We start from the raw sequence: 21,617 nt of genomic DNA, 5'->3' as shown, positions 1-21,617 counted from the left end.
CCGCCGTACAAACCCTTATTGCGCGAAAATCGGTAACATCAGGTACAGCTTAATCACCAACGCATTGACGATATCGATAAAGAACGCGCCGACCATCGGCACCACCAGGAACGCCATATGCGAGGGACCAAAACGGTCGGTAATCGCCTGCATATTAGCAATGGCGGTCGGCGTTGCGCCCAGGCCAAAACCGCAGTGACCCGCCGCCAGCACCGCCGCATCGTAGTTTTTCCCCATCATGCGCCAGGTGACGAAGATCGCGTACAGCGCCATGAAGATGGTCTGTACCACCAGAATCGCCAGCATCGGCAGCGCCAGCGACGCCAGTTCCCACAGCTTCAGGCTCATCAGCGCCATTGCCAGGAACAGTGACAAACTCACGTTCCCCAGTACCGAAACAGCACGCTCAAATACGCGATAAAAACCCACCAGCGCCAGGCCATTGCTGAGGATCACCCCAACAAATAGCACACAAACGAAGACCGGCAGTTCAAGCACCGTTCCCGCCAGTAGCTGCGCTACGATTTTGCCCACGGTCAAACAGATAGCAATCAGGGCGATGGTTTCGATTAGCACCAGAGAGGTGATCATACGGCCCACATCCGGCTTTTCAAAGGCTGTCGGCACGGCCTGATCGTCAGGCATTCCATCCGGCGTGGTGGAGTGTTTCACCAGATAACGCGCTACCGGACCGCCAATCAACCCGCCCAGCACCAGGCCAAAGGTTGCACATGCCATCGCAACTTCGGTGGCATTGGCAAAACCATAACGTTCGACAAACAGTTTACTCCACGCCGCGCCGGTACCGTGTCCGCCGGACAGCGTAATTGACCCGGCAATCAGCCCCATTAACGGGTCCAGCCCCAACAGACTCGCCATGCCGATACCGATGGCATTCTGCATCAGCAGTAATCCGACCACGACGACCAGGAAGACGCCAACAACGCGTCCCCCCTTGCGCAGGCTGGCAAGGTTAGCGTTAAGGCCGATCGTCGCGAAAAACGCCAGCATCAACGGATCGCGCAGGGTCATATCAAAGTTGACCTCCCAACCGACGCTTTTTTTCAGCACCAGCAGAGCAACCGCGACCAGTAACCCCCCCGCCACCGGTTCCGGAATCGTATATTTCTTCAGTAAGGAGACAGACTGGACCAGCTTGCGACCCAGTAGCAGCACCAGCGTGGCGGCGACAAGGGTCGATAAGGTATCGAGTTCAAACATTTAAAGCTCCTGTAGTGCGCTGTGACATGTGCGCACAAATCATTTCCTGAGTCATTTTTTTAGCTCTTTGCGAGTCTTCGGCATGGATTTTAAGCAGAAAAAGGCAAAAAGTTATATAAAAAGGTGCATTTATCTTTTTTAAATATTAAGAATATTCGCTAGCAATCGTTTGCTTTTACCACCTGGTCAGATAAAATCACCGCTTTTCCACCACGAGAATGTCCCTGATGTCCGTTAACGCCATCGAGTCGGCAGATGCGCAACCGGTTGCGCAGACGCAAAACAGCGAATTAATTTACCGTCTTGAAGATCGCCCGCCGCTCCCTCAAACCCTTTTTGCCGCTTGTCAGCATCTGCTGGCCATGTTTGTCGCGGTAATCACGCCAGCGCTGTTAATCTGCCAGGCGTTGGGTTTACCGGCGCAGGATACGCAGCACATTATCAGCATGTCGCTGTTCGCCTCCGGCGTAGCCTCTATTATTCAAATCAAAGCGTGGGGGCCGGTAGGATCGGGGCTGTTATCCATCCAGGGAACCAGTTTTAACTTTGTCGCCCCGCTGATTATGGGCGGTACCGCGCTGAAAACCGGCGGCGCGGATGTCCCGACGATGATGGCGGCGCTGTTCGGCACGCTGATGCTGGCAAGCTGCACCGAGATGGTGCTTTCTCGCATTCTACATCTGGCGCGCCGGATTATCACGCCGTTAGTCTCCGGCGTCGTGGTGATGATTATTGGCCTGTCGCTGATTCAGGTGGGGCTAACCTCCATCGGCGGCGGCTATGCCGCCATGAGCGACAACACCTTTGGCGCACCGAAAAACCTGCTGCTGGCCGGCGTCGTCCTGGCCATTATTATCCTGCTGAATCGGCAGCGTAATCCCTACCTGCGCGTGGCTTCTTTGGTTATTGCCATGGCGGCAGGCTATCTTTTAGCCTGGTTTATGGGCATGTTGCCTGAGAATAACGCGCCGGTCTCGCAGGACATCCTGATGGTGCCGACCCCGCTGTATTATGGTCTGGGCATTGACTGGAACCTGTTGCTGCCGTTGATGCTGGTCTTTATGATTACGTCGCTGGAGACCATCGGAGACATCACCGCCACCTCTGATGTCTCCGAGCAGCCGGTATCCGGCCCCTTGTACATGAAACGGCTAAAGGGCGGCGTACTGGCTAACGGCCTGAACTCATTTGTTTCAGCGGTATTTAATACGTTCCCGAATTCCTGTTTCGGTCAGAACAACGGCGTAATTCAGTTGACTGGCGTCGCCAGTCGCTATGTGGGATTTGTTGTCGCGCTGATGCTGATTGTACTCGGCCTGTTCCCGGCGGTAAGCGGTTTTGTGCAGCATATCCCGGAACCGGTGCTCGGCGGCGCCACGTTGGTGATGTTCGGCACCATTGCCGCCTCCGGGGTGCGTATTGTCTCGCGTGAGCCGCTGAACCGCCGCGCGATTCTGATTATCGCCCTGTCGCTGGCCGTGGGTCTTGGCGTCTCGCAACAGCCGCAGATCCTGCAGTTCGCGCCGGAATGGGTGAAAAATCTGCTCTCATCCGGAATTGCCGCTGGCGGCATCACGGCTATCGTGCTGAACCTGATTCTCCCGCCGGAAAAACCGTAAAAACCCTGCGGCGGCGACACGATTCGCCGCTGCTGTAACGCTCTTTCACCATTCCTGTCTTGAGGATTGCACGCAAATCGTGCATAAATCCCCTATGTGCATTTCACGGGATGGAAGACCATGAAATTGATTGGGAGGTTGCTTCTCTACGTGCTGATCGCCTGTTTAGTGGTGATTTTCGGCTTTTATTTTCTGCTGCAAACGCGCTGGGGCGCAGATCATGTCAGCAACTGGGTATCAGAGAACAGCGGTTATCACCTCACATTCGACGTGATGGATCATCGTTTTTCCGCCCCATCCCATCTTTTACTGGAGAATGTGACCTTTGGTCGTGATGGTCAGCCTGCTACCCTGGTCGCGAAAACCGTAGATATCGGTCTGAGCATTCGCCAGTTAACCGCGCCGCTGCATGTCGACACGATTCTGTTACAGGACGGCACGCTGAATATTTCAGTGCAAACCGCCCCTTTCCCGTTTGAGGCCGACCGCCTGCAACTTCGCAATATGGCGCTCAATAGTCCCGGTAGAGAATGGCGGTTGAGCGCCCAGCGCGTTAACGGCGGCGTTATGCCATGGCACCCCGAAGCCGGTCGGGTATTGGGCAATAAAGCCCAGATCCAACTGAGCGCCGGTTCGCTGACGTTAAACGACGTTCCCGCCACTAATGTGCTTATTGAAGGCAGTATCGACCATGATCAGGTGATGTTAAACACCGTCGGCGCCGATATGGCGCGCGGAGCGTTAACCGGCGTCGCCCGGCGTAACGCTGACGGTAGTTGGGTCGTTGAAAATCTGCGGCTGAATGATATTCGGTTACAAAGCGATAAATCCCTGAGCGAGTTTTTCGCGCCGCTTACTACGATTCCATCTTTGCAGATTGGTCGTCTTGAAGTGACGGACTCCAGCCTGCAAGGACCAGACTGGGCTGTCACCGATCTTGACCTGAGTTTGCGCAATCTGACTCTGCGCAAAGAAGACTGGCAAAGTCAGGAAGGTAAATTATCGATGAACGCCAGCGAGTTTATTTACGGCTCGCTGCACTTGCTCGATCCAATCCTGAACGCCGAATTTTCACCACAGGGCGTTGCGCTACGCCAGTTCACCACCCGCTGGGAAGGCGGTATGGTCAGAACCTCCGGCGCCTGGTTACGCGAAGGCAAAGCGCTTATTCTGGACGATACCGCTATCGCCGGGCTGGAGTATACGCTGCCGGAAAACTGGAAGCAGTTATGGATGAAGCCGCTGCCCGACTGGTTGAACAGCCTGACGCTGAAAAAATTCAGCGCCAGCCGCAATCTGGTGATCGATATCGACCCGGCCTTCCCGTGGCAAATCACCGCCCTGGACGGCTACGGCGCAAACCTGGAGCTGGTACAACATCATCAATGGGGCGTCTGGAGCGGCAATGCGACCCTCAACGCCGCAGCGGCAACCTTTAACCGTGTGGACGTGCGCCGCCCGTCGCTGTCGTTGACGGCTAATGCCAGCACGGTCAACATCAGCGATCTGAGCGCGTTTACTGGAAAAGGGATGCTGGAAGCCACTGCCAGCGTATCGCAACTGCCGCAGCGTCAGACGCAAATCAGCCTGAACGGACGCGGCGTACCAATGGATGTGCTACAGCAGTGGGGCTGGCCGGCATTACCGATTGCTGGCGATGGCAATATTCAGCTCACGGCCAGCGGCAATATTCAGGCCGATGCGCCGTTGAAACCGACGGTAAACGGGCAATTACACGCGGTCAACGCACAAAAGCAGCAGATAACACAGACGATGCAAGCGGGCGTGGTGTCCGGCGGTGAAGTTACGTCAACGGAGCCAGCGCTGTAATTGAGGGCTTGCCCGGTGGCGATGGCGCTTACCGGGCTTACGGTTCTTGCTCATTTGTAGGCCGGATAAGCGCAGCTCACGGCGCCATCCGGCGATTCAGATTTAAAGCGTAATCACCACTTCATTTCCCAGCGGGGTAACCACTACGCCCAGTTCACTTCCCGCATATGAGCCGCATTTGGTACCGCTAATCTGCGTAATATTACGCAGACACAGCGTCCAGTTGCGCGCCTCGCCTTCGCCGCTCACCGTAATGGTATTGCCTGTGCGTTTCGCCTGCAGCGTAAAGATTGTCGAACCATCCGTAGCAGGGACTTCGCAGACCGCTTCGCAGCCGTCATCCAGATGGAATAACTGGAAGGCCGTACCCTCATGCCAGGCGTAATCAGGCTTCTGGCTATTGTTGCCCAGCGCCAGTAGTGTATTGTCACGCACATACACTGGCAGGCTCAGGAAGTCATGCTGCTGTTTATGCCAGCGACTGCCCTGCACTTCATCGTTGCGCCACAGGTGCGTCCAGCGGCCTTCTGGCAGGTAGAACTCCACGTCGCCCGCTTCACTAAATACCGGCGCTACCATGACCGCATCTCCCAGCATGTACTGGCGATCAAGATAATCACACGCCGGATCGTCCGGGAACTCCAGCATCATCGCCCGCATCATTGGCGTACCGGCTTCGTTGGCACGCGCCGCTTCCCGATACAGATACGGCATCATCCGGCACTTCTGTTCAGTGAAGAAGCGCACCACGTCACAGGACTCGTCGTCATAGGCCCACGGAACCCGGTAGGATTTGCTACCGTGCAGGCGGCTGTGGCTGGAGAGCAAGCCGAATGCGCACCACCGCTTGTAGACATGCGCCGGCGCGGTATTCTCGAATCCGCCAATATCATGACTCCAGAAGCCAAACCCTGACAGGCCGATGGACAGCCCGCCGCGCAGGCTTTCCGCCATCGATTCGTAGTTGGCGTAGCAGTCGCCGCCCCAGTGCACCGGGAACTGTTGCGCGCCCACCGAGGCGGAACGGGCGAACAGCACCGCCTCTTCAACGCCGACGGTCTCTTTCAGCACGTTCCACACCAGTTCGTTGTAGATGTAGGCATAATGGTTGTGCATTTTCTGTGGATCTGAACCATCAAACCACTGCACATCCGTTGGAATGCGTTCGCCGAAGTCAGTTTTGAAGCAGTCCACTCCCATCTCCACCAGGCCCTTCAGATTGTCGGCATACCATTCGCAGGCTTGCGGGTTGGTGAAGTCGTAAATCGCCAGTCCCGGCTGCCATTTATCCCACTGCCACAAGGAGCCGTCCGGGCGTTTTAGCAAATATCCTTTCTCTTTCAACTCCTGGAAGACCGGGGATTTCTGGCCGATGTAGGGGTTAATCCACACGCAGACTTTCAGCCCTTTCGCTTTCAGGCGGCGAATCATCCCTTTCGGATCGGGGAAAGTCACCGGGTCCCATTCAAAATCGCACCACTGAAAAGCTTTCATCCAGAAACAGTCGAAGTGGAAGACGTGCAGCGGCAGATTGCGCTCGGCCATACCGTCGATAAAACTGTTAACGGTCGCTTCGTCGTAGTTGGTGGTGAATGAGGTGGTCAGCCACAGGCCAAACGACCAGGCGGGCGGCAGCGCCGGACGACCCGTAAATTGGGTATAGCGGTTCAGCACGTCTTTCGGGGTCGGGCCGTCGATGACGAAGTATTCCAGATACTCGCTCTCGACGCTGAACTGAACTTTGGAGACTTTCTCGGAGCCAATTTCAAACGACACGCACTGCGGATGATTCACCAGCACACCGTAGCCACGGTTGGTGATATAGAACGGGATATTCTTGTACGATTGCTCGGTGCTGGTGCCGCCGTCGCGGTTCCAGGTCTCCACCGTCTGACCGTTACGCACCAGCGCGGTAAAGCGCTCGCCCAGCCCGTAGACGGTTTCGCCCACGCCGAGATCCAGACGCTCGAACATGTAGTTGCGCCCGCTGTTGGTATCCTGCACATAGCCGTTATTCTTCAACTGGCTACCAGTGATACGTACACCGTTGCGCAGAAAATCCAGAGACCAGATCTCGCCTTTGGTGACGCGCACGCTCAGGCTGCCGCTCTTGAGTTCGGCAAATTCGGCGTTGTTCTGCATCTCCACGTTGATATCTTGCAAGACATTGAGCGGATAATGTGGGCCGTTATCCAAAGCGCCCTGGAAGTGTTCCATCCGTACACCTATCACTCCTTCCTGCGGCGAGAAAAAGCGCAGGGTAAACAACGGGGTATCCAGTTGCCAGGTTCGTTCGCGGACATCACGCGGCGCGGCATAGATCACCATCTCATTCCCGTGCTGTTCAACGTCGAACACCTGAACCGGGTGAATCAAATTAAGGCCAGGCTGGATCAGCCAGTTTCCGTCGCTAATTTTCATAGTCTGTTCCTTTAGTTTTGCAATTCTTTATGGGTAAATTCTTGTTCGTTGCGGTGTGCGCCCTGCGCCAGTTGTTCCAGAATGGTTTTCAGGAACGGGCTTTTCAGGGTGTAATAGCGTTTAGCGATCGCGGCGCTCAGCAGATAACAGATGGCCGGAACGATAGTGAACAGAGCGATGATGATGCTGATCGTGGCGCTGTTTTGCGTTTTCGCCGCCGCGTCGTAACCGCCGCCTGCCAGCATCCAGCCAATCAGCGCCCCGCCGAGGGCAAGACCCAGTTTCAGCACGAACAACGTGCCGGCAAAACTGATCCCCGTCAGGCGTTTGCCGTTACACCATTCGCCGTAGTCGACGGTGTCAGACATCATCACCCACTGGATAGGCGTGACTAACTGGTGCAATACGCCAATCACGAAGATAAAGACGAACATAGCGATCGTGGCGTGCATCGGTACGAAGAGCATCGCCACGCTGATTACTGCGAGTAAAGCGTTGGTCCACCAGAAAACGCTCACTTTGCATTTCCAGTCGGTCAACGGTTTTGCCAGCGCCGAGCCAATCAGGTTGCCGACGCAATAGGTGGTGAGGAAGGCGACAAACACGCCCGGTTTGCCCAATATCCAGGTGACGTAATACATCATCGCCCCGCCGCGCACGCATACCGCCAGAACATTCAGGATGGTGAGCAGGCCGACTATGCGCCACTGGTCGTTGTGCCGATATCACGCAGGTCTTCACGCATGGAGGTATGGGTGGCAGGCGCTTCAACGCGCTCTTTGGTGGTAAAGAAACAGAACGCCAGCATCAGGAACGCCACCACCGAGAGCGCCGCGATACCCCCCTGGAAGCCCAGCGCCTTATTCTCGCCGCCAATCAGTTTCACCAGAGGCATCATCAGTACGGTAGAGAGCATTCCGCCCGCCGTTGCCAGCACAAAGCGCCAGGATTGCAGGGAGATACGCTGCGTTGGGTCATTGGTTATTACACCCCCCAACGCGCAGTAAGGGATGTTGACCACAGTGTACAGAAGGGTGAGCAACGTGTAGGTGATGGCGGCATAAATCATTTTGCTGTTCAGACTGAGATCCGGCGTGCTATAAGCCAGCACACAAACGATACCAAACGGCAACGCGCCAAACAGCACCCAGGGTCGGAATTTGCCCCAGCGAGAGCGGGTGCGGTCGGCCAGCAGGCCCATGCAAGGGTCGGAGATGACATCAAGCGCACGCGCCAGTAAAAACATGGTGCCGACAAAACCAGCGGGAATACCGAAAATATCGGTATAGAAGAACATCATATATAACATGACGTTATCAAAGATGATGTGGCTCGCGGCATCGCCCATACCATAGCCAATCTTCTCCTTAACGGAGAGAATCTCACTTTTCATTACGCATCCTTAACGCTCACAACGCTCACTGATACCGGTTACAGTTTTTGTAAACCTTCCCTGCGAGCGTGAATATTCCGTTATTTAGTTATCAAATTACGATTCTTGTTTTCTGTGATCAGGGTAGCGTCAAAAAGTGTGATGAAATGTAACTAATGGATTTTATGGGGGTTTATATGAAACCGGTCATGGCAGAAGGAAAGGGAAGTTAAAAAAGCACGGGAGGGGATGTGGAAACGCCAGGAAGTAGCTATAATGCACGCGCCTCCATGTAGCAATCGAGGCGCGGAAGATCGTCGTCTCCGGTGAGGCGGCTGGACTTCAAATCCAGTTGGGGCCGCCAGCGGTCCCGGGCAGGTTCGACTCCTGTGATCTTCCGCCAACATCCTTCTCTCATGCCCACCATTCGTCCTCTATTTCGGGACAAAGTATTTGCTTATTATTAAGACCAGTTCTTGCATATAATACGAAAGGAAAGGTGGAGAGAGAAAGTGGAATATTATTTTATTAATCACCATTTACCGATTGCTAAAACCGAACGTCCATTTATTGTGGGATATCGTCTGCAAAGAAGGGATAAAAGTACGCCAGGACTAACGCGGGCGGGACTTAACTAATCACCAAACGAATTTGTGGGTTATACTTACAGGCTCATCCTTTCTCAAAAGAGATACGCTTACCAGGCCAAAATTATGAGATCAACGTATAGAGCCATCCGGATAAAGATACATGGCCTCCCTCCAGATACACGGGTTCTCCTTCTTCTACCGCTAAATTATGATACAGCGATTGCATTTCATCATCTGCACTTTCTTCCGGTTGGTTTTCAACTCGATAATAGGTATCTACATCATAGTTCTGTTTACGGAGATCGTCGTCGCTGTATACGCCAAGCCGTTTTTTTAAGCCTGTTATATTAAATATCCATTTTAACCCATCTTTAATATAATAGGCATCACCATAAGCATTTTCATCGGGGCATTCTTTATAGCCCATCCGCAATGCAACATCACAGCCATGCTTACCAACATATTTATAACTCATATCCCCCCCAATATGTTGCTTCAATATCCCGGATAAAATTCATAACGAAAACCTATCCTGATAACCTATGCCACATGAAGGATAGAATTTAAACTAAAGTACGCGTTATATTATCCCCTAAGTCCGTATCAAGTATGCGTATTCTGTAGTAGTTAGTAATATGTTCTAATTTATTAATGTGAGTTATATATGAAGAGATTATTTACAGCGATGATTATCGCTTTTATTACCGTCACGGCATCATCCAGTGCGCTTGCCTGCCCAAAGGGTCAACATCCACATGGGGATACAGGCTCACATCATAAGGGTGGATGGTGTTCATACGAGCAGTAACGTCGCAGCTTACTCATCTACTTGAAGGCACTATAGCCTTACGTTTATCAACGCAGGCGCTACGTTTGTCGATGCCGTAACTTTCTGAAGAAAAAACATGAACGAGTTGGTATCGATCGCAAAGAATATGGTTACCAGCAACAGTCACCTTGTCTCCAGGCTGTCGATATTCTACGGACACGACAGGAAAGGATTTTATTAATTTCTTATAAAAACCATGTTAATCAACAGGATAAATAGTTAAAACGTGATAAAAGGCGTAACCTTTACCCGCTTAAAGCGGGCAAGATTGCAGGCAAGAGATGTTATTATACTAAAACATAAAAACAGGTGAGGCTAGTGTAATGAGAATCGACAAACTTTCACTGCTTCACTTTCGTTGTTTCAGGCAGCTCGATATTACTTTTGATGAACACATTACGATTCTGGTTGCACCAAACGGCGCGGGCAAGACGACAGTACTGGATACGGTACGCCTGGCGCTGTTCCCCTTTATTCGTGGCTTGCCGGCCTCTATGTAAAAGATAAATCGCTGGTGATCCGTACAGAAGATGTACGTCTGGTTTTCCGCCCTGAAGCGCTGAACATGGAAATGTCATCTCCGGTCATGATTACAGCTACCGGAGAATGGGAAAGCGGAAAGACGGCAACCTGGATGCTCGACAAGCGAGGAGAACAGCCGCCGCATGAAGATAAGACGGCGGCGCAGCTTACCCGTTGGGGTGAACAACTTCAGACGCTGGTGCGTGAAGAGCATAATTTGCTGCAGGTTGAACTTCTCCTAATGCTTTATCTGGGGACTGCTCGCTTGTGGTATCAGGAACGTTATGAGGCACAGCCTACTGAACAGCGTCTGGATAACAGCGCCTTTTCACGTTTGTCTGGTTATGACGATTGCCTCTCGGCCACATCAAACTATAAACAGTTTGAGCAGTGGTATAGCTGGCTATGGCATAGCTACCGTGAACATCAAATCACACAACTTGAATCACCTTCAACAAAGTTAAAAGAAGATGTTCGTATTCGCGGATGAAAGAAGCTATTCAGGCTATCCAGCAAGCCATTAACTGTCTGACAAAAGACGTAACTGGCTGGCGCGATCTGGAATACAGCTCCAGCCATAACCAGCAACTGGTAATGAATCATCCGCAGCACGGCAAGATCCCCTTAGCCCAGCTCAGCGACGGCCTGCGTAATGCGGTTGCGATGGTAGCGGATATCGCGTTTCGCTGTGTCAAACTCAACCCCCATTTACGCGATGAAGCCGCCTTAAAAACACAGGGGATTGTGCTGATCGATGAAGTCGATATGCTCCTGCACCCAGCCTGGCAGCAGCAAATTATCCAGTCTTTGCGCAGCGCATTTCCACTAATCCAGTTTATTGTCACTACCCATAGCCCGCAGGTTATCAGCACGGTAAAACGTGAGTCTGTTCGCCTACTTGAACAGGACGAGAAAGGTAATGGTCTGGCGTCAATACCACCGGGGCGACCTACGGCGAGCCAAGGAATGATGTACTGCACAGCGTGATGGGCGTCGATCCCCAACCTCCGGTTAAGGAACAGGATGTTTTCGAACGTGGGATTATCAATGTATTTAAGGGGTTAAGCCAGGAGTACAAAACCAATAATCCTTGTTATTTCGGCAAGAAGATTATCGTCAACAATCTGGTGAAGCATGACCGATGGGGCTACAGCCTGAACTGGGGCTGGCGACGCGACCAGCTCGCCGATCTGGAACGAATGCTCTACCTGCTGGATAGTAAAACCATTCCTGACAACCGGCATGATGTCTCTATCCGGTTTATGGACTTCGTGCGCGATAATCCGCGTGAGCAGGTCTTTGAAGACGATATGTTCACCATCCGCTACTTTTAGAAGGGCAGCGGACATATCACATTTAAGCGTCTGGATCTGGTGGAGAATATGAATGATATCGTGGCGAAGCATTATCCGGGGGCGCTGCCCGCAAAATAAACGCTATCTGCGTAATAAGCTTCACCAGGAATTTCTGGCATACTAGGCAGATTACGGCATTGCGAGTCAGATATAAGCGGAGGCGGCATGGCAGACAAATACTTAACCCAATCCCCGGCAGGCGAATTTGTTATGTTTGCCAGCGATGACGGTGAAGTTCGTGTGGAGTGCCGCTTTGAGCAAGAGACGCTATGGCTCCCTCAGGCAACCATCGCCAACCTTTATCAGATCACTCCCCAGGCAGTTACACAGCACATTAAAGCGATCTATGAAGAAGGCGAACTTGAGCAAAACGCAACCTGTAAGTCTTACTTACAAGTTCAACAGGAAGGTAGCCGTCAGGTAAGCCGCAACAGGCTTCACTACAGCCTGCCTGTCATCCTTGCTGTCGGCTACCGCGTTCGTTCCCCGCGCGGCACACAGTTCCGCCAGTGGGCAACCCAGACGCTCCAGAAATACCTGATCAAAGGTTTTGTGATGGACGATGAGCGCCTGAAAAATCCGCCCGTGGGTTCATCGGCTGTACCCGACTATTTTGATGAGATGCTGGAGCGTATCCGCGATATTCGCGCCAGCGAACGTCGGGTTTATTTGCGGGTACGAGAGATCTTTGCGTTAGCCGCCGACTATCAACCATCGCTCAAAGAAACCACGCAATTTTTTCAAACCATCCAGAACAAGTTGCATTTTGCCTGTACCGGACATACCGCTGCTGAACTCATTCATCAGCGTGCTGACGCCAGCCAGCCGCATATGGGGCTGACCAGCTATAAAGGTGAAGAGGTACGTAAGGGTGACGTGACGGTGGCAAAAAATTATCTCACTCAGGATGAAGTCAGCGAGCTTAACCGCGTAGTTAACATGTGGCTGGATTTTGCCGAGGATCAGGCCCGTCGTCGTCAGCAGATCTTTTTACGCGACTGGCAGGATAAGCTGGATCAGTTCCTGCAATTTAACGACCGTGAGGTTTTACAAGGCGCAGGTAAAGTCACTAAGAAAATGGCCGATGAAAAAGCGCAGGCGGAATATAGTCAGTTTGCTGAACAACAACGGCGCTTAAAAGAAGCCGAAGGTGAGAAGGATATCGCCGGTTTGCTACAATGGAAAACAGAACCTAAAAAGTAGCTCAGAATGCCCCGAACCCCACAAGCAAAATCATTTGGGGGCACAATAGTGGGCACCAGTAAAAATCCAACAAGATAAAAATCAATAAATTCAACAGACCAAGATATCAAATTAGACTCCTGTGATTGCATGATACCGTCGTGAATATGGCGGTTTTATCCAGGCGTAAAGACTGTGGGTAGTAATATCAAGACGTGTTGCGACGCTGGAAACAGAATGGCCGCGCTCAATAACCTGTTTTACCGCTTTAATTATAAACTCTTCGGGATAACGTTTACCGCTCATGGGCTCCTCTCTTTAAGCTATCTTAAATGACTCTGCGGTGTCTGTTAAACCTGTGGCGATTCATTTAATTTTTTTTACGTATCCCACATAATCGTGCTATTCACATTTAGAGATCACGTCATCGATCTGCTAACGAAGGAATCTCTATGTGTAAATCCCGTCTCACTGAGCATCAGAACATCGCCGTAATTAAGTTGGCCGAAGCCGGATGAATGGTTAAAGATATCTGCCAGGAGGCGGATATTTGTGAAGTGACTGACTATATCTATGGACATTGGGTTTCACCACATCCTGTTTCTCACTAATGTGCTCCGGGAAAGAGTTTTCATCAGATGAGCGATTGAAAAGAGAAGCCAGAAGCTGAAGTTGCTTCGACCGATAAGTCTGTCGGTTGCTCAGACTGTCACGATCAGAATTAAGTCAGATCAACTTATTGGCAAGGTATGACTCCCGGCGTTAAGTTACAAAATTTTCTCATGGCATTAGCATTACACCCTCTTAAAGTTTACATGCGTCTCTATAAAATAGTCTTAAATTTGTATATAAGAAGTTGATGAGAGCACAAATGTCACCATTAAGTCATTGAATAACAATGCAATAAAAGAAAAAATCTTAAATTAGCTTTTAATAATAAGAATTCATTACAGGTTTACAGGAATTACTTTTATATTTCATCACATCACCCCGATAGTGACAAAGGCAGCAGACAGATGGTATTGAGAACCGTTATTTATCACTCTCATGATTTAGCAAATAGTGCTGTTTTAAGATTTTTTATGATATTGGAGATACTGTATAAAAATCTCAATGCGTGAAATACAAATCCGAAATGATGTATTACGACTGTCGGATCTGTCATGGTTTTTTAAAGCTGTATTTTAGTGCTTTCCAGGAGTTTATGACACTGACAATATTTCGCGACTTTTGACAGTCGTAGTACTTTATATTATCTGGATTGACACATTTATTTACCAATGAAATATTAATAGAAACATCGACAGGAGTCGTTCAGGATGATGAGAAAGCCTTCACAAATTGTCCATTGCATTAGTTGCGATTTATCCTGTCAATTATTTCCTGACAGCGCAGTACGGGTGCAATACTGTCATAATGCGGCATTTTCCATCTGGCCAGATGGTAATGCTTTCCTGAAAAAAGGGTTTATTGAAAAGTTATTGCTTGATAGACACAACCATTTATCCAGCGGTTTTATCTTTGTTGATTTTTCTTTCCCGAATCTTCGACGATTTACCGATTTGCAATGGGCTGACAGTCTGGCAGACAGTGGCATGCATATTGTCCTGATTTCTGACAGAAGTTTAACTCCGCTGGCCAATTACTGGATTTTGAAAAGCAATAAAATACAAGGAATTATTTATTCCGATGACGATGATATTGTGCAACAGCAAAAGATGCACCGCTTGTTTACCGGTCGGCTTGCCAACAGTAAACGTGGACGAACGCTTAACTATACGGAATTTATATTACTGAAGCGCTTTGTATCAGGAATAAGTATTCAGCAGATTGTAAATATTGACAATATTGATATTAAGAAACTTTATGTGCATAAGCTGCGGCTTGAAAATAAGCTAGGGCATAGCATTCATAAAATAATATCAAATATTTTATAGATCCGTTTCCATTTTTATTATTTCCATATTATTGCGATGTGGAAGACGCTTTACGCCATAATGCAGGAGGCAGAATGCCAACTCCCCAAAATTACTCATTCATCGCCATAGCGGTATCAGCAGCGTTAGCCTCTATGGTATTTCCCTCCCAGGCGGCCTGGGTTGACGTTGATAGTCTGCCATCCAGTGGGCTGGTCAGCCAGTTGCCGCCGGAATTACAGGCTATTATTCCCGCTCAGGCCAGTACCGGTTTCACCAAAGTCGGTACTATGCCCAACTACGTTTATCAGTGGAACACCGGCACCATCCCGGTTTATGGCAATGGCCTCACGCTTAATGGGCCGGGCGCGGAGGCGTTTGAACACACTGTCACGGTTATTCAGAACAGCGGGACGGGAAATCCGGGCGTGATTTTTGGCAACGACCTGACCATTCGGACGCAGTCGGCGAATGCCGCGAATAATGGTAGAGACGTCGATGGCATCCGTACTCACGGCGCAAATACTCCGGATAACCCGGTATTTATTATTACCGGTGACCGTACCAACATCTACGTGGATGGTCAGGATGGTGACGGTATTAACGCCGGATATAACTCACTGGGCCAGGGTTGGACCGGATCGGCCAATATTTACGTCGGCGACGATCTGTATATCAAAACGACCGGTAGCCAGGGACGTGGCATTACAGCTAACGCCATGCGGGATGCGTCACGTGCCAAAAATACGATTGTCGTCGGCAATCGTGCGCATATTGTTACTACCGGCGACAGTTCAGAGGGGCTGCGTACCGGACAAAGCGGTTCGTTGATTCGTCTGGGTGACGATGCAACTATCGAAACATCCGGCGCATCCTCAACGGGGATTTACGCAGCATCCTCCTCCAGAACCGAGCTTGGCAACAACGCTACTATTACGGTGAACGGTGCCAGCGCACACGCGGTATATGCAACTAACGCTACCGTTAATTTGGGAGAGAATGCCACTATTAGCGTTAACAGCGCCAGTAAGGCTGCATCCTATAGTAAAGCCCCTGCCGGTTTATACGCCCTCTCCCGAGGCGCCATTAATCTGGCAGGCGGTGCGGCTATTACTATGGCGGGCGATAACAGTAGCGAAAGTTACGCCATCAGCACGGAGACTGGCGGCATTGTTGACGGTTCTTCAGGAGGTCGTTTCGTCATCGACGGTGATATTCGTGCTGCTGGCGCCACCGCTGCCAGCGGTACGCTACCGCAGCAGAACAGTACGATTAAGCTCAATATGACGGACAACTCGCGATGGGACGGAGCGTCGTACATCACCAGCGCTACGGCGGGCACAGGCGTTATCTCTGTACAAATGAGCGATGCGACCTGGAATATGACCAGCAGCTCAACGCTCACTGACCTGACGCTGAATAGTGGCGCAACCATTAACTTCAGCCATGAAGATGGCGAACCATGGCAAACGCTCACCATCAATGAAGATTATGTAGGCAACGGCGGTAAGCTGGTCTTTAATACTGTGCTCAACGATGATGATTCCGAAACGGACAGGCTGCAGGTTCTCGGCAATACTTCAGGCAACACATTTGTTGCAGTAAATAATATTGGAGGAGCCGGGGCGCAAACCATTGAAAGTATTGAAATTGTTAACGTTGCTGGCAATTCCAACGGTACTTTCGAAAAAGCAAGCCGTATTGTTGCCGGAGCCTATGACTACAACGTGGTGCAGAAAGGTAAAAACTGGTATCTGACCAGCTACATTGAGCCGGACGAACCGATTATTCCTGATCCAGTAGACCCTGTTATCCCTGACCCTGTCGTTCCCGATCCGGTGGACCCTGATCCAGTAGACCCGGTTATCCCTGACCCTGTGATTCCCGATCCGGTGGACCCTGATCCAGTAGACCCTGAGCCAGTAGACCCGGTCATCCCTGATCCGACAATTCCTGACATAGGGCAATCTGACACACCGCCGATAACAGAACATCAGTTCCGTCCGGAAGTGGGCAGCTATCTTGCCAACAACTATGCGGCAAATACGCTGTTCATGACGCGTCTCCATGACCGTCTGGGTGAAACCCAGTACACCGACATGCTGACGGGTGAGAAGAAGGTCACCAGCCTGTGGATGCGTAACGTCGGCGCCCATACTCGCTTCAACGATGGCAGCGGGCAGCTAAAAACCCGCATCAACAGCTATGTGTTACAACTGGGAGGCGATCTGGCACAGTGGAGCACTGACGGTCTTGACCGTTGGCATATTGGTGCAATGGCAGGTTATGCCAACAGCCAGAACCGCACGCTGTCGTCCGTGAGTGACTATCATTCCCGTGGTCAAGTCAACGGTTACAGCGTCGGCCTTTACGGCACCTGGTATGCTAACAATATCGATCGGTCTGGGGCTTATGTGGATACCTGGATGCTGTACAACTGGTTTGATAACAAGGTCATGGGTCAGGATCAGGCCGCTGAGAAATATAAATCCAAAGGAATTACCGCCTCGGTTGAAGCCGGTTACAGCTTCAGGTTAGGTGAAAGCGCGCATCAAAGCTACTGGTTGCAGCCCAAAGCGCAGGTGGTATGGATGGGCGTGCAGGCTGACGACAATCGCGAAGCCAATGGTACCCTCGTCAAGGATGATACCGCCGGTAATCTGCTAACCCGCATGGGCGTAAAAGCCTATATTAACGGCCACAATGCTATTGATGACAATAAATCTCGAGAGTTCCAGCCATTCGTGGAAGCGAGCTGGATCCATAATACGCAGCCTGCCAGCGTGAAGATGGACGATGTCAGCAGCGATATGCGTGGTACGAAGAATATTGGAGAACTGAAAGTAGGTATTGAAGGACAAGTTACCCCGCGCCTGAACGTATGGGGTAACGTGGCGCAACAGGTGGGTGACACAGGTTATAGTGATACCCGAGGAATGTTGGGGATGAAATACAGTTTCTGATTCAGGTAACAACAGAGCCGCTGATCTTCAGCGGCTTTTACCCGGAAGCGCTTTCATTTAGCTGATAGGTTTCATGAACGGCTCCCAAAACCGCTTAATGTGTACAGAAAAATATCGGGCGTTTCCCGATGGTGAACATAAAGCCACGATGGCCCTGAGTCAGGATGGTGTAACTGATACTTTTCCCTGGATAGACATAAAAATCGGGTAAAACCGTCTCGATAACCGCATCGGACAGTGTTTCGTCACGCGTGACTTTGTTGATATCCGTCGATATAAAATGGGTGCTGTCTTTATTTTCACTCCATACATAGGAAACATTACGGCGGATCACGCCGCTCATTTTATTATCGACGTAATACGTTCCGCTGATGGAAACCACCCCAGTGCGTTTTTTCAGCGAATACATAAAGTCCAGCGTCAGGTTAGCCTGAGTGTTGTTATAAAACACAATCACAGGCACCGTACATTTCTCTGGATCCCGGTTCTTTTCCGTATACAAATGAAAAAGATGCCCAAGCCCTACTCCCAGAAACAGTAGCGTCAGGCAGGCTAACATCAGTGCCTTTTTACCCATGTGTCACCCCGCGGAAAAAAAGCGTCACGCAGCCTGTATCACCGCGCGTTTTATAAGGTTGCTGACAAATCAATGCCGTAACCGCTGGGGTGCGACTGCTGGAAGGGAAATAGACCCATGGGTATTTCTGACAATCCATACCGGTTTTTAGAATCATTGACTTATAGCTTGCAAAGCGGCTACCGCTTTCGATATCTTCATTCCGCGAGAAAAAATGACAGCCCTGAGTTGTTTCAACCAGCGTGTAGCGATCGTAAAAATCCTTATCGGGAACGGTTTGCCAGCTTATAGTGCCAAGCAAAATACCAACAGCAAATGTCCCGGTCATCCAAAGTACAGGTACATAATGTTTAAACCAACGCCCTGACATACGCGGCGGCGTCTCACCCTTTTTTTCTATTGTCTGAGCGAAGTCTTTGCGGATGGTCATGAGGCTCACACCAGGCTCAATCTGAAAGCCTCTACGCGGAACCGTGATTATCAGCGTATCTTCATTTTCGCCAACGGTACGTAATCCGCGGCGAATAATGGAGATATTCTGATAAAGCGTATTTGCCGACACCACCATGCCGTCTTCTTCCCACACTTTTTGAAAGAATGTTTGTTGTGAGACGACGGAGGGGGCGTTTTCCAGCAGAAGGCGCAAGCAGCGGCTGGCGGGCGTTGTCAGAATAATGTTGAGATCTGGCCTCGATAATGACGCCAGGCGATTCATTTCTGGATTAAATTCAATATTATCGTTAATTATCCATAACATCGCATTGTTACCATGCCAAAACATAACGTAGTTGGAGAGGGTTAATAGACACCACTGAGTATAGTCTGATGCTGTGGCTGCGTAGCAGGACATGGATTGTCCCCTGCACATACCGATCATATAGAAGAGCGAGAGGCATAAGACATTAACAGGTAAGCGTAGACACCGCTTTTCTCATTATAGCAGACTCAGGGGTGAAAGTACGTTTGGTTTTCTTGTTCGTTAAGTCTCCTGTTTTGTATTGAGGTGAGAATATCACCTTTAATCAAGTGGCCAAATTTACTGTGCCACTACGCTTTAATATCTCATATATAAATCATGAGAAAAAATATCCTGATAATCTACCCCACATGAAAGACAAGGTTTTATTCAATGTGTTCCTATAATGGCTTGTAATATCCCAAAAAGCAGCACTCGTTATATAGGGATAGTTTCCAATTTATTAAGAGTTACAGTAGCCATACTTAATAAAAGCACGCTTCCCACTTAATATTTAAGCTGTGCTTTATGTTATTTAAATATAAATAAGTTAATCCTTAACCAACATATTTCAAATTTATACCAAATAATTTTAAAACTATCTATCAGAAACAATTTGTAGGGGCATAGTTTGTTTTTTCAATCAATAATCCTCTCTGACATGTAAAATAGAAACATTTATTCATAATATGAATATTGTTGTGATAACAAATTCGCGTGAAAGTAAATCGACTGAAGGTGATGCCGATGAATATTCCTTCAGAAAGAACTCAACAGGGTAATCCAGAATCGGCAACGGATTACTGTCATCAGCTTAAAAACGGAAATCGCCCCGGCGATTAATGACTTTAACACTGATAGTGACTATCAGTGAAAGGCAACAACAAGGAATGAATTATGTCTACACCCGCGAATTTTAACGGTCAACGCCCTGCCATTGATGCTAACGACGCAGTAATGCTGCTGATTGACCACCAAAGTGGCCTGTTTCAGACCGTCGGCGACATGCCGATGCCGGAATTACGCGCGCGCGCCGCGGCGCTGGCTAAAATCGCTACCTTATGCAATATGCCAGTCATTACTACCGCATCCGTACCACAGGGACCAAATGGTCCGCTGATTCCGGAAATCCATGCGAATGCACCCCACGCGCAATATGTCGCGCGTAAAGGGGAAATTAATGCCTGGGATAATGCCGATTTTGTACAAGCGGTAAAAGCGACAGGCCGTAAAACGCTGATCGTCGCCGGTACTATTACCAGTGTCTGCATGGCTTTCCCAGCCATCAGCGCCGTCGCGGAAGGGTACAAGGTATTTGCGGTAATTGATGCCTCCGGTACGTACAGTAAAATGGCGCAGGAAATTACGATGGCCCGCGTGGTACAGGCGGGCGTAGTACCAATGGATACCGCGGCGGTAGCCTCTGAGCTGCAACGTACCTGGAATAGGGAAGATGCCGCAGAATGGGCGGATGTATATACCAAAATATTCCCGGCCTATCAGCTACTGATTGAAAGTTATACCAAAGCGCAGGAAGTAGTAAAAAATAATGAACTGCTGGATTCTCAACGCGCATAAATAACGCCCTGAAGCGGCTAAATAGCCCCATTTAATGGGGCTATTTTACTTGCCATTTTGGTCCTGGGCAGTGCTCGCCAAAACGCGTTAGCGTTTTGAACGCCGCTTGCGGCGGCCCGAAGGGCGAGCGTAGCAAGTCAAACCTCACGTACTACGTGGATAGGCTCTTAATCAAATACGCCATTAATAATCGCCGTGACCACCGCGGTACTGAGCGCGATCAGCACCAGATTATCCCCAACGATTTTCCACTCATAGCCCGGATAATAAGGTAATTGTCCCAGCATAGACGCCGGCACCGTTTTTTTAGCGATTCCCGGCGGCAGCGGTTTTCCTCTCGCCAGATTTTTCGCAATCCCCGGAGGTAAAGACTGATAACCCGTCAGCCCTAAATTCACTGCCAGTTGCCTGGCGACAGCGTAGCTAATGTCCGACTCGACGTGATCCGGTTTACCGCCATTTTTACGGTGTTCCGTTTTTTGCCCGGCATTTCCTTTATGTCCGTTACCGTTATTACCCTGATTAGCCGCGTTATTACCATGTCCGCCGCCATTGCCATTTCCCGGATTCGCCAGGACGGCGGTTAAACCACGACGATTATTCATGATATTGCCCTTCTGATGTGGGATACCATGAAAATAGCGCCCCGCCATAAAAAGAACAACTACATCGATTCTTATTTTAAGCGGGGCTCGCCAACAGCAACTTATCGTATACAGATAGTCAGTAAAATCAGGATGATTGCTATCAGGACAACCTGATAAAAAATTTTGTCCAACCCTCTTTTTTGCATGGCGTCACCTCGTTAGAAAACGATTTGCCAGAGGGCTAAACACAACACCAACAGGCTAATCAGTAAAAATATCAGCGCGATGATTTTATCGGGTGAGCGATTCATCTGGGCGA

General features: G+C 50.1%; 14 protein-coding genes, 1 tRNA gene and 5 pseudogenes. 10 read left to right on the top strand and 10 right to left on the bottom strand.

Features of this window, described 5'->3' with window-relative positions; genetic code table 11:
• Positions 1-15: 15 nt before the first annotated feature.
• Positions 16-1,221 carry a sodium/glutamate symporter gene (gltS, locus tag ACQ29O_RS00450; protein WP_000462250.1) on the bottom strand — a complete coding sequence of 402 codons (1,206 nt, stop codon included), beginning with the start codon at positions 1,219-1,221 and terminating at the stop codon, positions 16-18.
• Between the two features lie 227 nt (positions 1,222-1,448).
• On the opposite strand from gltS, the gene xanP reads away from it, so the two are divergent.
• Both xanP and ACQ29O_RS00440 read left to right on the top strand, forming a co-directional pair.
• Positions 1,449-2,840 (top strand): xanthine/proton symporter XanP, encoded by a 1,392-nt coding sequence (xanP, locus tag ACQ29O_RS00445; RefSeq protein ID WP_000115436.1) that lies wholly within the window; start codon positions 1,449-1,451, stop codon positions 2,838-2,840.
• Positions 2,841-2,960: 120 nt separating this feature from the next.
• Entirely contained in the window at positions 2,961-4,670 is a 1,710-nt protein-coding gene (locus ACQ29O_RS00440; protein WP_253336151.1) for an AsmA family protein, read from the top strand.
• Positions 4,671-4,772: 102 nt separating this feature from the next.
• Here ACQ29O_RS00440 and yicI read toward each other — a convergent pair whose 3' ends face one another.
• Positions 4,773-7,091 carry an alpha-xylosidase gene (gene yicI, locus ACQ29O_RS00435; RefSeq protein WP_253336149.1) on the bottom strand — a complete coding sequence of 773 codons (2,319 nt, stop codon included), beginning with the start codon at positions 7,089-7,091 and terminating at the stop codon, positions 4,773-4,775.
• An 11-nt stretch (positions 7,092-7,102) separates the two neighbouring features.
• Positions 7,103-8,484 (bottom strand): annotated as a pseudogene (locus ACQ29O_RS00430) (glycoside-pentoside-hexuronide family transporter).
• 287 nt (positions 8,485-8,771) lie between these two features.
• Between ACQ29O_RS00430 and ACQ29O_RS00425 the strand changes: the two are divergent.
• Positions 8,772-8,866: transfer RNA gene (locus ACQ29O_RS00425), tRNA-Sec, on the top strand.
• Positions 8,867-9,182: 316 nt separating this feature from the next.
• Here ACQ29O_RS00425 and ACQ29O_RS00420 read toward each other — a convergent pair.
• A pseudogene (locus ACQ29O_RS00420) lies at positions 9,183-9,528 on the bottom strand (hypothetical protein).
• Between the two features lie 417 nt (positions 9,529-9,945).
• Here ACQ29O_RS00420 and ACQ29O_RS00415 point away from each other — a divergent pair.
• From ACQ29O_RS00415 to rhuM, 4 genes and pseudogenes are all read left to right on the top strand, one after another.
• Complete coding sequence (locus ACQ29O_RS00415) at positions 9,946-10,101, top strand: TA system toxin CbtA family protein (RefSeq protein WP_077904897.1); 156 nt, start codon at positions 9,946-9,948, stop codon at positions 10,099-10,101.
• Positions 10,102-10,205: 104 nt separating this feature from the next.
• Positions 10,206-11,391 (top strand): annotated as a pseudogene (locus ACQ29O_RS00410) (AAA family ATPase).
• A gap of 29 nt (positions 11,392-11,420) precedes the next feature.
• Positions 11,421-11,837, top strand: a pseudogene (locus ACQ29O_RS00405) (DUF4942 domain-containing protein); the annotation flags it as partial.
• Between the two features lie 87 nt (positions 11,838-11,924).
• Positions 11,925-12,962 carry a virulence protein RhuM gene (gene rhuM, locus ACQ29O_RS00400; protein WP_000774140.1) on the top strand — a complete coding sequence of 346 codons (1,038 nt, stop codon included), beginning with the start codon at positions 11,925-11,927 and terminating at the stop codon, positions 12,960-12,962.
• Between the two features lie 153 nt (positions 12,963-13,115).
• Here the strand turns inward: rhuM and ACQ29O_RS00395 are convergent.
• A pseudogene (locus tag ACQ29O_RS00395) lies at positions 13,116-13,247 on the bottom strand (transposase); the annotation flags it as partial.
• Between the two features lie 1,013 nt (positions 13,248-14,260).
• Here ACQ29O_RS00395 and ACQ29O_RS00390 point away from each other — a divergent pair.
• The gene (locus ACQ29O_RS00390; protein ID WP_000984806.1) at positions 14,261-14,878 is read left to right on the top strand and encodes a helix-turn-helix transcriptional regulator; all 618 of its coding nucleotides are present in this window, start codon (positions 14,261-14,263) and stop codon (positions 14,876-14,878) included.
• A 74-nt stretch (positions 14,879-14,952) separates the two neighbouring features.
• Positions 14,953-17,820, top strand: coding sequence for an intestinal colonization autotransporter adhesin MisL (gene misL, locus ACQ29O_RS00385; protein WP_020937247.1), 2,868 nt, complete (start codon positions 14,953-14,955; stop codon positions 17,818-17,820).
• 94 nt (positions 17,821-17,914) lie between these two features.
• Here misL and ACQ29O_RS00380 read toward each other — a convergent pair whose 3' ends face one another.
• Together ACQ29O_RS00380 and ACQ29O_RS00375 are read right to left on the bottom strand one after the other, a co-directional pair.
• Entirely contained in the window at positions 17,915-18,379 is a 465-nt protein-coding gene (locus ACQ29O_RS00380; protein ID WP_014341232.1) for a hypothetical protein, read from the bottom strand.
• A gap of 10 nt (positions 18,380-18,389) precedes the next feature.
• Positions 18,390-19,247, bottom strand: coding sequence for a winged helix-turn-helix domain-containing protein (locus ACQ29O_RS00375; protein ID WP_001278065.1), 858 nt, complete (start codon positions 19,245-19,247; stop codon positions 18,390-18,392).
• Between the two features lie 783 nt (positions 19,248-20,030).
• Here ACQ29O_RS00375 and ACQ29O_RS00370 point away from each other — a divergent pair.
• Positions 20,031-20,711 carry an isochorismatase family protein gene (locus tag ACQ29O_RS00370; protein WP_000106464.1) on the top strand — a complete coding sequence of 227 codons (681 nt, stop codon included), beginning with the start codon at positions 20,031-20,033 and terminating at the stop codon, positions 20,709-20,711.
• 167 nt (positions 20,712-20,878) lie between these two features.
• Here the strand turns inward: ACQ29O_RS00370 and cigR are convergent, their stop codons facing one another.
• The 3 genes from cigR to mgtR all read right to left on the bottom strand — a co-directional run bounded on the left by cigR (position 20,879) and on the right by mgtR (position 21,609).
• Positions 20,879-21,316 carry an anti-virulence regulatory inner membrane protein CigR gene (cigR, locus tag ACQ29O_RS00365; protein ID WP_001065318.1) on the bottom strand — a complete coding sequence of 146 codons (438 nt, stop codon included), beginning with the start codon at positions 21,314-21,316 and terminating at the stop codon, positions 20,879-20,881.
• 101 nt (positions 21,317-21,417) lie between these two features.
• Positions 21,418-21,504 (bottom strand): magnesium transporter protection protein MgtU, encoded by an 87-nt coding sequence (gene mgtU, locus ACQ29O_RS00360; RefSeq protein ID WP_253072980.1) that lies wholly within the window; start codon positions 21,502-21,504, stop codon positions 21,418-21,420.
• A 12-nt stretch (positions 21,505-21,516) separates the two neighbouring features.
• Positions 21,517-21,609, bottom strand: a complete 93-nt coding sequence (gene mgtR, locus ACQ29O_RS00355) for a protein MgtR (protein ID WP_001082117.1) — start codon at positions 21,607-21,609, stop codon at positions 21,517-21,519.
• Positions 21,610-21,617: the final 8 nt, after the last annotated feature.

Origin of the sequence: Salmonella sp. GDC200615, assembly GCF_050574145.1 — a bacterium.
Lineage (GTDB): Bacteria > Pseudomonadota > Gammaproteobacteria > Enterobacterales > Enterobacteriaceae > Salmonella > Salmonella enterica.
The sequence above is the reverse complement of the archived record's forward strand: the minus strand, read 5'-3'. Positions and strand labels throughout refer to the sequence as shown.

What these genes read in the sequence shown, in the direction of transcription:
- gltS (WP_000462250.1), bottom strand. Translation starts at nt 1,221, where the DNA reads ATGTTTGAACTCGATACCTTATCGACCCTTGTCGCCGCCACGCTGGTG.
- xanP (WP_000115436.1), top strand. Translation starts at nt 1,449, where the DNA reads ATGTCCGTTAACGCCATCGAGTCGGCAGATGCGCAACCGGTTGCGCAG.
- ACQ29O_RS00440 (WP_253336151.1), top strand. Translation starts at nt 2,961, where the DNA reads ATGAAATTGATTGGGAGGTTGCTTCTCTACGTGCTGATCGCCTGTTTA.
- yicI (WP_253336149.1), bottom strand. Translation starts at nt 7,091, where the DNA reads ATGAAAATTAGCGACGGAAACTGGCTGATCCAGCCTGGCCTTAATTTG.
- rhuM (WP_000774140.1), top strand. Translation starts at nt 11,925, where the DNA reads ATGGCAGACAAATACTTAACCCAATCCCCGGCAGGCGAATTTGTTATG.
- ACQ29O_RS00390 (WP_000984806.1), top strand. Translation starts at nt 14,261, where the DNA reads ATGATGAGAAAGCCTTCACAAATTGTCCATTGCATTAGTTGCGATTTA.
- misL (WP_020937247.1), top strand. Translation starts at nt 14,953, where the DNA reads ATGCCAACTCCCCAAAATTACTCATTCATCGCCATAGCGGTATCAGCA.
- ACQ29O_RS00380 (WP_014341232.1), bottom strand. Translation starts at nt 18,379, where the DNA reads ATGTTAGCCTGCCTGACGCTACTGTTTCTGGGAGTAGGGCTTGGGCAT.
- ACQ29O_RS00375 (WP_001278065.1), bottom strand. Translation starts at nt 19,247, where the DNA reads ATGTCCTGCTACGCAGCCACAGCATCAGACTATACTCAGTGGTGTCTA.
- ACQ29O_RS00370 (WP_000106464.1), top strand. Translation starts at nt 20,031, where the DNA reads ATGTCTACACCCGCGAATTTTAACGGTCAACGCCCTGCCATTGATGCT.
- cigR (WP_001065318.1), bottom strand. Translation starts at nt 21,316, where the DNA reads ATGAATAATCGTCGTGGTTTAACCGCCGTCCTGGCGAATCCGGGAAAT.
- mgtU (WP_253072980.1), bottom strand. Translation starts at nt 21,504, where the DNA reads ATGCAAAAAAGAGGGTTGGACAAAATTTTTTATCAGGTTGTCCTGATA.
- mgtR (WP_001082117.1), bottom strand. Translation starts at nt 21,609, where the DNA reads ATGAATCGCTCACCCGATAAAATCATCGCGCTGATATTTTTACTGATT.